Raw genomic sequence first — 13,329 nt, 5'->3', positions numbered from 1 at the left:
ATCAGGCCTCCACGCCCACGCCGATGGGACAGACCACGCCCGTGCCGCCGATGCCGCAGTAGCCGGCGGGGTTCTTGGCCAGATAGCCCTGGTGATAGCCCTCGGCGAAATAGAAGGGCCCGGCCGGCACGATCTCGGTCGTGATCGTCCCCCGCCCCGCCGCCGTCAGCGCGGCCTGATAAGCCTCGCGCGAGCCCTCAGCCTCACGCCGCTGCTCCTCATTCAGCACGTAGATGCCCGAGCGGTACTGGGTGCCCAAGTCGTTGCCCTGACGCATGCCTTGGGTCGGATCGTGGTTCTCCCAGAACGCCTTCAGCAGCTCGCCGTACGAGGTCTTCGAAGGATCGAATACGACCTGAACCAGCTCGTTGTGCCCGGTCTTGCCGGTGCAAACTTCTTCATATGTCGGGTTCGGCGTATACCCCGCACCATAACCCACCGCCGTCACCCAGACGCCCGGCAGCTTCCAAAAAATCCGTTCCACGCCCCAGAAGCAGCCCATGCCGAAGATGGCCGTCTGGAAGCCCTCCGGGTGCGGCCCCTTCAGCGGACGGCCGGTGACGTAATGCACCTCGTCGATCTCCAGCGGCGTGGCGCGGCCCGGCAGGGCGGCCTCGGGCGAAGGCAGGTTCATCTTCTGGGGCAGCATGGCGGTCTCCTCGATCTCGTCGCCCATATGGGCGCCCCATCCGCGCTTGCCGAGGGGGGCGCCATCGTCTATCTCGCACGCCTTCCCCGCCGGGCCCGTCCCGACGGCGTCCGCTCAGGTGGACATGGACAGGTGGCCGAGTGGTTGAAGGCGCACGCCTGGAACGCGTGTATAGGGGCAACTCTATCGAGGGTTCGAATCCCTCTCTGTCCGCCATCTAACCCTTTATATAAAAAGACTCTTCGGCCCCGGTGCACACCCGCGCGCGTCGTTTGCCGGGCGCGGCGTCGTGCGATCATTCGGCGCTGCCCGGCTCCGCGCGGGAGCCGGGGAAACCCTGTTGGTTGGGTCGGCGGCCGCCTGCGAGGTTCAACGCCATCTGTTGGATCACCGATCGACCCGCGTGGCCGATTGGAGAGTTCAAGGCATGATCGACGACTTCGTGCGCCGCATCGACCCGCCCCGCTTTTTCAAGAAGCAATGCGCGCACCAGCGCTCCGCCCAGGCCCGACGGATCCAGTCTCAGCGCCAGATCGGCCTTTTTTCGAGCGTCCTCGGCGCGTCCTTCTCGAAGGTCCAGCAAGGCCAGACCGCCGTGGGCTTCGCCGAACGCGGCGTCCAGCTTGACGGCGATCTCAAACCGTTCTCGGGCATTCGCCGTGTCGTCGGCGATAAGCCAAGCCCAGCCGGCAGCGACCCAGGAGCCCAAGTGATCCTCGAAGATTTCGGCGGCGCGATCGAACTCAACGGCGGCCTCCGCCGGTTCATCCCGGGACAGCAGCACGGCGCCTCGTCCAAGACGGGCCCGCGCGAAATCAGGACGCAGCTCCAGCGATCGGTCGAAGAATGCCCAGGCTTGGTCGAGGCGGCCGTCCGCCATGGCCAACATCCCCAAGGCGGCTTGGCCCTCATACGTGTCCGCCCCACGCGCCGCCCAGTTCGTCGCCCGATCCAAATCTCCCATGTCCAACGCAGTGGTCGTCAGCGAGGACCACAAATCCGGATCTTCGGACCTGCCCTCCCAGGCGTCGCCAAGCGCCAGGGCGTCCTCCATCCGGCCCAGCTCATGAAGAGACCGCGCCCGCATGGTCAGAACCTGGGGTCGGTCCGGCGCCGATGACAGCGCCTCGAGCGCGCGGGCGTGATCACCCGACCGAGCGCATGCGCATGCCAGGTTGAAGAGCAGATCAGGATCGTCTGGCGCGTCGGCCAGCAAGCTGGAGAAGATGCGCTCGGCATCAGCCCAACGCCCCTGAAGCAGAGCGCACAGCCCCATCAGATTGACCAGCGACGGCGGCAGGGGGGCGATCGTGGCGTGGCGCTCGATGAGGGACACCGCCTCTTCGGACCTTCCCGCCTGATAGGCGGCGTCCGCGGTTTCAGCCATCAGGCGCAGGTTGTCGGGGTCGGCGGACAGATAATCCTTGAGGCGACCGTAATGAGTCGCCTGTTCAGCCATCTCAGCCATGCCCGCCGCCCGCTTTCTGCTCTCGGGCAGAGTAACTGAGCCGCACGGTGAGGCAATCGCGGACGGTCGCAATCTTTTTTTGCCGTCATTACAATGCAGTGGCTGTAGCGGCACAGGAAGCGGGCGAAATTCCCTAAACTCCCGCCGCGCGCTCCCGATGAAGGGTCATCGGGGAACGCTGCATCCGCATGCGTCTCGTCTGCTGGAGTGTGGGCGCATGGTGGCTACGGTCGTCGGATTCCGTCTTGGCCTGGAGCAGACCTCAGCTTGGGTTCTCGGCTCGCGAGGCCAGCTCGGTTCAGCCGCCCTCGGTCGCGGAGGCGACGACGTCTCGGTCAATGCGGCCACCGGAAATCTGGTCGTCACCAATCGCGACGAGCTCCTGGTCGGTCGGGGAGCGGACGTCAGGACGCTGCGCTCGTACAACAGCCAAGGCGCACTGAATGACGACAACGGCGACAACTGGCGTTTCAGCATCCAGCGGCGGCTGACCGACTTTCCTGCCTCGCCCGGCGCCTTCGGTTCGACCATCAGCCGGATCGGCGAGGACGGATCGACGGTCACCTATGCCTGGGACGCCGCGCAGGGCGCCTACGTGACGAAGGAAGGCGCCGGCGCCTACGACCGCATCGTCGCCAACCCCGACGGCTCCTGGACCTGGACCGACGGCGACGCGCAAACGACCGAGCTCTACGACGGCGGCGGCAACCTGATCTCGGTGACTGACGCCGACGGCAATCAGAGCACCTTTTCTTATGAAGTGCACAACGGCGCGTGGCGCCTGAAGCAGGCCAGGACCGCGGACGGCGGCTACACCGAGATCATCTGGTCCGGCGACAACGTCTATGCGTTGATGAACGCCTTCTATGATCCGGCGATCTCCTCGTACCGGACCTTGGCTCGCGTTCGCTACACCTATGATGGACAGAACCGTCTCAGTTCCGTCAACGTCGACATGACGCCGGACAACTCGATCGCCGACGGCCAGTCCTACATCACGACCTACACCTACGACGGCTCCAGCAAACGGGTCGCGTCGATCAGCCAGACGGACGGCTCGCGGATCGACGTGACCTATGAGAGCGGCGGCGCCCACCGCGTCGCCTCGATCACCCAGTCCGTGGCCGAGGGCGTCAGCCGGACGACCCGCTACGCCTATGTCTCCGCCACGCGGACGGACGTCACTGCGCCCGACGGTCTGATCACCAGCCTGGAGTACGATTCGGTCGGCCAGCTGACGCGCGTCACCGAGCCGGCGCCGGTCGGAGGCGGAACGCGACCGGTGCGTGAGTTCACCTATGACGCCCACGGCAACGTCACGCGCGTCAAGACGTCCCCTAACACCTGGACCGACTTCGTCTACGACGACGCCAACGGCGACGGAACCGGCGGCGACCACAACGGCCTTTGGACCCGGCAGTACGAGCGGACCGGCGACGGCGGCTACATCGCCGCACGGCGCACCTACGACGCCCGCAACGCCTTGTTGACCGAGACACGCTTCCAGACGCTCGATCCCGACGGCCCTGGGGCGGTTCAAGCCGAAAATCCCTTGACGACGCGTTATGTCTACGACGCGGAGAACCACCTCCGCTTCGTGGTGACCGCGACCGGCGACGTCACGCGCCACGACTATGCGTCCAGTGGCAGCCTGACGCGAACGACCGTCTTCACCGGGGCCGGCCACGACCTTTCGGGCCTCGCCTGGAACCAGTCCTTGTCCGAAGCCGCCATGGACGCCTGGGCCGCGGGCTTGGCCGACAAGAGCCAGGCTCAAATCACTGACTACGTTTATGACTTCCGCGGCGCCCTGCTGGCGAGCCACGCCTACGGAAGTGTGCAGGCGAACGGCCAACCCGACCTGGCCGCGCAAGCGTCAAGCACGCACTATGTGCACGACCATGTCGGCCGCGTCGTATCCCGCAGCACGAACGCCGCCTCGAACTCGCAGACGTTCGTCTATGATGGGCTGGGCCGACTGATCAGCACGGTCGACTTCAACGGCGCGACCACCCGAACGACCTATCACGACCGGGCCGCCGTCACGGTGGAGACGACGCCCGACGGGCTGAACAAGGTCTCGGTCCACAATCGGGCGGGCGAGCTGGTCTCGTATTCGGAGAGCGAACGCGGGGCGAACCTGGTCGACCTCTCGGCCTGGCCCGAATACGACCCGGACCTGCCGAGCGGACACGCGGCGCCCAGCGGTTGGAACACGGGATCCTACGCTCCGGGAACACGCTGGCAGACCGTGCGGGGTCCGGACGGAACCATGGTCGCCGCCATGCAGGCGGGGCAGCTTCCTTCGTTCCCCAGCGGCGGCGGCGGCGGGGTGACCAACACCGTCCCGGTCGACGGAACCAAGGATTACGAGTTCGTCTACTATTTCAAGAAGGACGACCTCAGCCAGCACCTCGTCTACTTCGGCCTGTCGTCTTCGTCTCCCGCCTATGTGCAACTGGCCGGCGGCTCGACGGCGGAGCCCAATCCCTATTTCGTCTACTTCTCCGACACGGGACACTCGTACAACACCACGACCCATCAGCCGCTCCAGCAAGAGCGCTGGTACAAGGTCGTGGGCCATGTCTACGCCCAGGGGTCCGCCCAGACCGGGTCCGCGGCGACCGGGGTGTTCGACGTCGAGACCGGTCAGAAGATGGCCGAGGTCCAGAACTATCGATGGAACCCGGATCGGCCGTTCAACGAAGTCCACAGCAGATTCTTCGACTACTACCAGGAGAACGAACCCGGCTTCTCGACCCACTTCTACAAGCCGGAGATCCGTCGGATCGACGCGCCGGGGACCAACCTCGTCGACCTCACGGGCTGGCCGGGGCCCGCAGGCGCGCCCAACGGCCAGGCGACCGTGCCCGGCTGGACCAACGGCTGGGCCACCAATGAGACCGCCTGGAAGCTGATCGACGGGCCCTATGGCCGCAAGGTCGTGGCCATGCAGGCGGGTCAATACGACCCAGACCAGGACGGCGGAGGAAACTACACCAATGAGTTCACGATCGACGGCTCGAAGAACTATGAGTTCGTCTACTATGTGAGGAAGGACAAGCTCAACGACCACGCCCTGTTCTTCGGCCTGTCCACCGGCTCGCAAGCCTACGTCGAATATGCCGACGGCGCGCACGGCGGAATGGCCGAAACCAATCCGTACTTCTTCGGGTCGTCTCCGAGCGTCTACGCTTCCAGTCTTCAGGAAGATCGCTGGTACAAGGTCGTTGGACATGTCCTCGCCGAGGGCTCGGCCAATGTCGCAAGCGGCAGTCTGGGCGGCGTTTACGACATGGAGACCGGCCAGAAGGTCATGTCGACCTACGCCTTCCGGTGGCGTTCGGGTCGACCGGACAACCAGGTCCACTCACGGTTCTTCACCTACTACGAGGCCGAGAAGACGGGGTTCTCGACGTATTTCCATACGCCGGAAGTGCGCCGCACGGATCAGCCGTCGATCAATCTGGTCGACGCTTCCGGGTGGCCTCAGCCGGTCGAGCCGGATCAGATCGGCGCGATGCCGGGCTGGCTGAACAACTACCAGACCGCCGAAACCCGCTGGCACGTCACCCATGGGCCCGAGGGCCGTCCCGTCGTGGCCATGCAGGCGGGGCAAATCGATCAATGGGACAGCGGCGGCGGCAATTTCTCGCCGAACGTCAAGATCGACGGAAACAAGGCCTATGAGTTCACGATCTATTTGAAGAAGGAGGATCTGACGCGGCACCATGTCTATTGGGGCCTAACGTATTCCACCTCAGCATACGTCGATCACGCGGTGTACGGCAGCGCGGAGAGCAACCCCTATTTCTACTGGGCCACCACTTCAACCCAGCAATCGACCCTGGTGGAGGATCGTTGGTACAAGGTGGTCGGCTATGTTCTGCCCCAGGGCTCGGCCAGCCTGAACTGGGACCAGGCGCCCGGCGGGGTCTACGACACGGTCACGGGCGAGAAGGTCGCCCAAACCAACCCCTTCCGCTGGCGGACTGATCGGCCGGACGACCAGGTTCACGCGCGCTTCTTCGACTATTACGAGCACACTCGTGTGGGCTGGTCGACCTCGTTCTACAGGCCGGAAATGCGTGAGGTCGATCTGGCGGCGACGCCGAACCTGGTCGACAATTCCGGCTGGCCCGCTCCGGGCGGCGTTCCGGCCGGACCCGCCGTGCCGCCAGCCTGGAACAATCCCGAGGGCTCCATCTTCGCCCAGGAAACCCGATGGACCGACACGATCGGTCCCAACGGTCGCCGGATCATCGCGATCGAAGCCGGCCAGATGACGACGAACGTCGAAGGGGGAGGCGGGTCCACCAACAAGTTCGACGTGGACGTCACAAGCGCTTACAAGTTCGTCTATCATTTCCGAAAACACGACACGTCGAAGCACAATCTTTACTTCGGGCTGAGCGACTATCACGACCCTGCCTACGTCGAGTACGCCACGACCGGCGCAGCCGAGTCCAATCCCTACTTTCTGAGCTGGGGCACGGGGACGCAGCAGGCGCTGCTGAGCGCCGACAAATGGTACAGGGTCGAAGGCTGGGTCCTGCCGGCGGGATCGCCTTTGGTGGCTTCACACCAACAACCGGGCGGCGTTTTCGACGTGGAGACCGGCCAGAAGATCGCCGACGTGCAGGCCTTCAGATGGAAGGCGGCCCTGCCGACGCCCGAAGTCGCCGGCCGCTTCTTCACCTTCTATGATGAAGCTCAGTCCGGCTATTCCACCTTCTTCGGCCAGCCTGAGATCCACAAGGTGGATGTGTCGAAACTGACCGGGCTTCTGCCGGCCGCCTCGACGCGACATCAGTACGACAAGATGGGCCGCCTGCGGATGACGACCGATCCCACCGGTCGATCGACGCATCACCTTTACGACGATCTGGGACGCAAGGTCGGCCAGATCGACGGCGACGGGTCGCTGGTCGAATACAAGTATGACGGCGCCGACCGCCTGACGGCGACGGTGCGCTATGCCGGCCGTCTCACCTCGGCGGACCTTCGCAGCCTGACCGACGGCGCCGGCAACCCGGCCACGACCGAGATCGCCTGGATTCGGCCCGCCGCTTCGGTCGACGACGCCTGGTCATGGACGATCCACGACCAGGCGGGCCGGGTGGTGCAGACGATCGACGGCGACGGGTCCGCGACCAGCTACGTCCACGACGGCGCCTCGCGCCTGATCGCCGAGACCCGATACGCCACCAAGCTGTCCGCCGGCGAACTGGCCGGCATCAAGGCCGCCCTGCCCTCCGCCCCGATCCTGCCCAGCGCCGCCGCGGGCGAGGACCGGACGACTCGACACTTCCATGACGCCGCCGGTCGACGCATCGGCAGCCTGGACGCAGAGGGATTCCTCACCCGCATCGTCCATGACCGCGCCGGCCAGGTGATCCAAACCACAGCCTTCGCCACCGTCACGTCCGAGCCGTTGCGCGCGTCCGGGACGTTCGGCCAACTTTTGGGCAGCGTCGGCTCCAGCGCCGCAGACGTTCATGAATGGTCGGTCTTCGACGGCCGGGGCTTCCTGGTCGGAACCGTCAACGGCGAAGGCGACGTCGTCATCTACACCCGCAGCGCCCTCGGCCACGTCGTCCTGATGGTCACCGGCAAGCGTCTCTCTCCGGCCCCCTCCAGCCAACCGACCCTGGCTCAGTTGGTCAGCGCTCCGGCCGCGCCGGTGGAGGAAACGACCGCCTACGACCGCAACCACCTCGGACAGGTGCTGAAGGAGTATCGCTACACCGCCGCGGGGCGGGAAGACGTCACCTATGCCTATGACCCGATGTGGCGATTGGTCGGCGTCAGCACCGACCGGGTCACGGGCGCCGACCACTCCACCCGCAGCCGCCACGACGCACGGGGGCGGCTGATCGGCCAACTCGCGGGACGTGGCGCGGCGGAACTCGCGGCCCTTGGCTCAAACCCGACCGCGGCCCAGATCAATTCCGTCTATCGTCAGTGGGGCGTGACGTTCACCTATGACGACGCCGACCGACTGATCTCCCGCACCGACCCGGACGGGGTGAACGGGCCCGGACTGACGTCTTTCACCTTCTACGACGCGGACGGCAGCTTGGCTTATGAAGTCAACGCCTTGGGAGAGGTGAGAGGCTACGTCCATGACGCTCAGAATCGTCTGACTCAGACCATCGTCTTCAATGCGCGCATCTCGACCGTCGGGCTGAAGGGCGGCGTGGTCGTGGCCGGCCTGCCCTCACGCACCAGTCCGTCGAGCTCGGACAGTCGCACGATTGTGGCCTATAATGCCGATGACACCGTGCGGGCGACCATCGACGCCCTTGGCGCCGAAACGGCGTACACCTACAATGCTTTCGGCGAAGTCCGGACGCGCCAGGATCCGTTCGGCGCAACGACCACATCCGCGACCGTGTTCGAACATGATCGCCGCGGCCTGGTGAAACAGACCACCGAAGACTGGGGCGAGCTCAACCGGATCACCCAAGTCGCCCATGACGCATTCGGGCGCGCCATCCAGACCGTCGACGGCCGCGGCGGCGTCCGCTCGACCCTGTATGACCGCGCCGGCCGGGTGAAGGTGGTCCGCGACGCCCTCGGCCAGGACACCACCTATGCCTACGACGCCCGCGGGAATGTGGTGTCAGTCACCGACCGCATGGGCAAGACGACCTCGTTCTCCCATTCGGCGCATGATCGGACCCTGACCGTGACCACGCCCGAAGGCTTGGTCACCACCACCACTTTCGACGACCGGGGACATACGCTGACGGTCACCGACGGCGGCGGTCGGACGACGACCCATGCCTACGATCTGGACGGACGGCTGACGACCGACACCGATGGGCTGGGTCAATCGTCGACGAATGCCTACGACTCCGCGGGGCGACTGCACGAAACGACCGACGCGACGGGCCGCAAGATCAGCTATGGTTACGACGGCGCGGGCCGGGTGCTGACCGAGACGGTCGATCCGGGTGGATTGAACCTGGTCACCGCCTACGTCTACGACGGCAAGGGCCAGAAAATCCGGACGACGGATCCGTCGGGCGTCCACACCGACTATGTTTTCGACGTCGCCGGCCGAACCACTGAAGTGGTCGTGGCGAACGCGTTCCGCACCCAGTTCACCTACGATCGCGCCGGAAACGTCATCAATCTGCGCGAGGCGGCCGGAACCTCGGCTGAGCGCGACACGAGCTACATCTACGACAAGCTCGGCCGACTGACTTACCAGCAGACCGGCGACGGCGGCCTGCATGTACGGGCGGCCTTCGACTACGACGCCGACGGAAACGTCATACGCCGTCGCGACGGCGTCTCGACGGGCGTCGACGTGAGCACCCGCTATGTCTACGACGCAGAGGGTCGATTGACGTTCACGATCGATCCGGTCGGGGCCGTGACCAAGAATGAGTATGACGCCGAAGGGCGGATCATTCTGGTCACCGCCTATTCGACCCTGATCTCTCCGACGGGCGTCGCCTTGACCTCGGCGCAGGTCGTGTCGGCGTTGGGCGCATCCGGAGGGCGCACCACCGACTATGTTTATGACGGCGACGGACGCCTGACCTACCTCGTCCAGAGCGACGGCCGCCTGACGCGGTACGGCCATGACGGATCTGGCAACGTCACGGGGCAAAGGACTTACGGCAAGCTCTGGGAGCCGTTCGATCCGAACTATGCCCTCGGCTGGCCCTACACGGTCGCGGGCCTGGACGGCATAACGGGCCTGAGCGTCTTCAAGAACGATCCGCACAACCGATCGACCTCCGCCGTCTACGACGCCGCCGGCCGGCAACGGTTCACGGTCGACGCTATGGGCTTCGTCACCAGCTTTTCCCACGACGCCGCCGGACGGGTGACGGTCGAGACCCAGCATGCCTCGGCCTACGCCGGCGAAATCTCAGAGGCGGCGTTGGCGTCCTGGAGCGCGACTCCCCAGGCCGGCGACAGAAAAACCCGAACCGCCTACGACGCGGCCGGCCGTGCGTCGTTCGTCGTCGACGCCGAAGGTTATGCCACAAGGACCGCGTTCGACGGCGCGGGTCGAATCGCCAGCGTCAGCCGGTTCGCCGTTCAGCTTTCGCTGCCTGACGGCGTCACCCATGACGCGCTGACGTCTCTGCTGGCCGCGCACGTCTCCACCGCCTCGACGACGTCCTTCACCTACGATGGAGCAGGGCGCAGGTATCGGACCGTCCATCCCGAGGGCTTCGAGACCCAGGTTCTCATGGACGGTCTCGGAAGACCGACGGAGATTCACGAAGCTTACGGCACCGTGGATCTGCGGATCACTCATCGCACCTATGATGATGGAGGCCGGTTGATTGCCGAAGTGGTCGCGCCGGGACTGCCGGAGGAGGTGACCCGAAGCTGGGCCTATGACGGTCTGGGCCGCACGCTCTACGTCATGCACGGCATCGGATATCCGACCAGCTACACCTACGACGCCATGGGTCGGGTGCTCACCGAGGCCACGCCGATCTCGGCCAGCGAGACGGCGGTCACTGCCAACACCTATGACGCCTTCGGCAATCTGGTGAAGGTGGTCGACCCGCGCGGCGCCGCCGGCTTCTTCTATTACGACGTCCTCGATCGTCTGGTCCTGCAGGTCGATCCGGAGGGCCACGCCACCCGGACCACCTACAACCGCGGCGGCGAGGTGGAGACGGTGACGCGCCATGCCTTGAAGGTTTCGGGAACGCCCGCCGTCGGCGCGCCGCCGACCGTCGGCGTCTCCGCGGCGGACGCCGTCACGACCTTCGTCCGCGACAAGCTGGACCGGGTGACCCAGGTCATCGACGCCGAGGGCAAGGCCGAGACCTATGCGCTGAACGCCTTCGGAGACCGCACGGCCTTCACCAACAAGCTGGGCGCGACGACGACCTACACCCATGACCGGCGCGGCCTGACGCTGTCGGAGACCCTGCCCGTCAGCGCCGTGCGCGGCGACGGCACGGTCCTGGCGACCTCGGTGGTCAACAGCTACGAATACGACGCGCGCGGCAATCTGACCAAGACCATCGAAGCCTCCAACGTCGTCGCCGAGCGCCGCACCACCACTTACGCCTACGACAAGATGGATCGCCTGGTGCAAAAGTCCGGCGACGCGGTCACGGTGCAGTCGGCGATCGATCTGTCGACCTCCACGGTCACGCCGACCGAGACGATCGCCTATGACCGGCGCGGCAACGTCATCGAGACGCGCGACGCCGTCGGCGCCCGGACCCTGTTCTTCTACGACGACGCCGACCGCAAGGTGGCCGAGATCGACGCCTTGGGCGGGCTCAAGACGTGGGGCTACGACGACAACGACAATGCGACGGTCCAGCGCGCCTACGACACGCCGGTGACCCTGCCCGCCCTGCCCGGCGGGCCCGCTCCGGTGGGCTCGGGCGCCCATCGCCAGACGCTCATGGAGTACGACCGCAACAATCGCCTGATCAAGACGACGGTCCAGCAGCTGTGGGTGGCGGAATACGGCTCGTCCTACGCCGGCAGCGTCGTCGACGTCCACGTCCAGACACGATACGACGCGGCCGGCAACGTCGTGCAGACGATCGACGGCCGGGGCGTCTCGACCTACGCCTTCCATGACAAGCTGGGCCGCCAGATCGCCGCGGTGGACGGCGAGGGCTGGCTGACCACCTGGACCCGCGACGCCGAGGGCAATGTCCTGCGCGAGATCCGCTGGGGCGATCGCGTCGTCGGCGCGGTCACGTCGGCCCGGGATCCCGCCACCCTGCCCCCGCGCAGCTTCGACTCGTCCAAGGACCGGATCACCGACTTCACCTACGATCGGAACGGCCGCCGCCTGACGGAAACGCGATACTCCGTCGAGGTCTACGCCGCCGGCGCGCCGGAGCGCTCGACCCGCGTCGACGCCGTGGTGGCCTACAGCTACGACGCCCTCGGCAACGTCACCCGCAAGACCGAGGCCAACGGCGACGTCTCAGACTTCACCCATGACGTCCTGGGCCGCCTGACGCGCGAGCGGGGCGCGGCCTTCGTCGATCATCTGGGCCAGACGGTCCGTTTGCAGACCGACACGGCCTACACCGGGCTGGGCGAGGTCGCCCGCGTCGCCCAGGACCGCGAGGGCGGCTTCACCGGCGACCAGCGGGTCACCACCTTCGCCTATGGCGCCGGAGGCCGGCTGACGTCGACGACGGACGCCACCGGCTTCACCCGCTTCTTCGGCCACGACGCCGCGGGCCGCACCGTGCTTGAAAGCTACGTCCGCGTGCGCGGCGACGACACCACCGTCGTCGACGGCAACCGCCGCCGGTACGACCTTCTGGGCCAGATGATCTGGGACGGCTCGGCGACCCATGCCGGGTCCTGGTCCTTCGGCGACACCCGCACCTTCGCCTACAACGCCCATGGCGAAGTCGTCGCCAAGGGCGTCAACGGCCTGTGGCAGGAGCGGTTCGAGTACGACCACGGCGGCCGCCTGTACCGCTCCACCGCCGGCGACGGCGTGACCCGACTGCATCTGCACGACGCCGCCGGCCGCGCCACCGTGACCATGACGGCGACGACGCGGGACGTCACCGCCTACACGGCCTACGACGTCATGCAGGGCCTGACCGCCGGCGGGGTCGCGACGGTGGGCGCCCACGACTTCACCGGAACGTCCACGACCTACACCCAGTACGACGCCCGCGGCCTGGCCGTCTCGACGCGCCAGCCCTTCGCCCAGCTCAGCTGGGACGCGGTCGCGGGAACCTACGCCACGACCACCATCGTCCAGGGTCGGGCCTATGACGCCTTCGGCCAGGTGATCTCCGAGACCGACGCCGCCGGCGCCGTCACCGAGTTCACCTACAATGCGCTCGGCCGGCTGATCGAGCAGCGCAGCCCCCAGGTCGCCTATGTGAACGAACAGGGCCAGACCCTGCACGCCCGCCCGACGGAACAGCGCCGCTACGACGTCTCCGGCCGGCTGATCGCCACGCGCACCGCCAACGGCTTCTGGACCAGCCGCACCCTCAAGGCCGGCTCGGGCCACGACGGCGGCGAGGCGATCGTCACGGGCGAGCTGTTCGCCGACGGGGCCTCGATCTCGCACGGCGTCGACGTCTTCGGCGACGTGCGCCGCACCGTCGATCAGCTGGGCCACGTCACGCTCAAGGACTACGACAAGGCCGGCCGCGTGATCTCGATCCAGCATCCGGGCCGCGCGGCCTGGACGCCCGGCAACGACGGCGGCTCCACGGTCCAGCTG

Annotated in this window: 3 protein-coding genes and 1 tRNA gene; 2 read left to right on the top strand and 2 right to left on the bottom strand. The window is 66.4% G+C overall.

Annotation, left to right across the window (positions count from 1 at the left end):
• Position 1: 1 nt before the first annotated feature.
• Complete coding sequence (gene msrA / locus VGN45_RS09030) at positions 2-649, bottom strand: peptide-methionine (S)-S-oxide reductase MsrA (RefSeq protein WP_327461826.1); 648 nt, start codon at positions 647-649, stop codon at positions 2-4.
• A 126-nt stretch (positions 650-775) separates the two neighbouring features.
• Here msrA and VGN45_RS09025 point away from each other — a divergent pair.
• Positions 776-865, top strand: a tRNA-Ser gene (locus tag VGN45_RS09025).
• A 79-nt stretch (positions 866-944) separates the two neighbouring features.
• Here VGN45_RS09025 and VGN45_RS09020 read toward each other — a convergent pair.
• Positions 945-2,231, bottom strand: a complete 1,287-nt coding sequence (locus VGN45_RS09020) for a tetratricopeptide repeat protein (RefSeq protein WP_327461588.1) — start codon at positions 2,229-2,231, stop codon at positions 945-947.
• 103 nt (positions 2,232-2,334) lie between these two features.
• Here VGN45_RS09020 and VGN45_RS09015 point away from each other — a divergent pair.
• The coding region (locus tag VGN45_RS09015) for a hypothetical protein (protein ID WP_327461586.1) at positions 2,335-13,329 on the top strand (10,995 nt) is incomplete at its 3' end.

This window comes from Brevundimonas sp. (genome assembly GCF_035999125.1).
Classification (GTDB): domain Bacteria; phylum Pseudomonadota; class Alphaproteobacteria; order Caulobacterales; family Caulobacteraceae; genus Brevundimonas.
Note: the sequence above shows the minus strand (reverse complement) of the source record. Positions and strands in the feature narration are given on the sequence as shown.

Bases quoted from the DNA above. Each gene is read 5' to 3' on its own strand.
- msrA (WP_327461826.1), bottom strand. From the start codon at position 649: ATGCTGCCCCAGAAGATGAACCTGCCTTCGCCCGAGGCCGCCCTGCCG.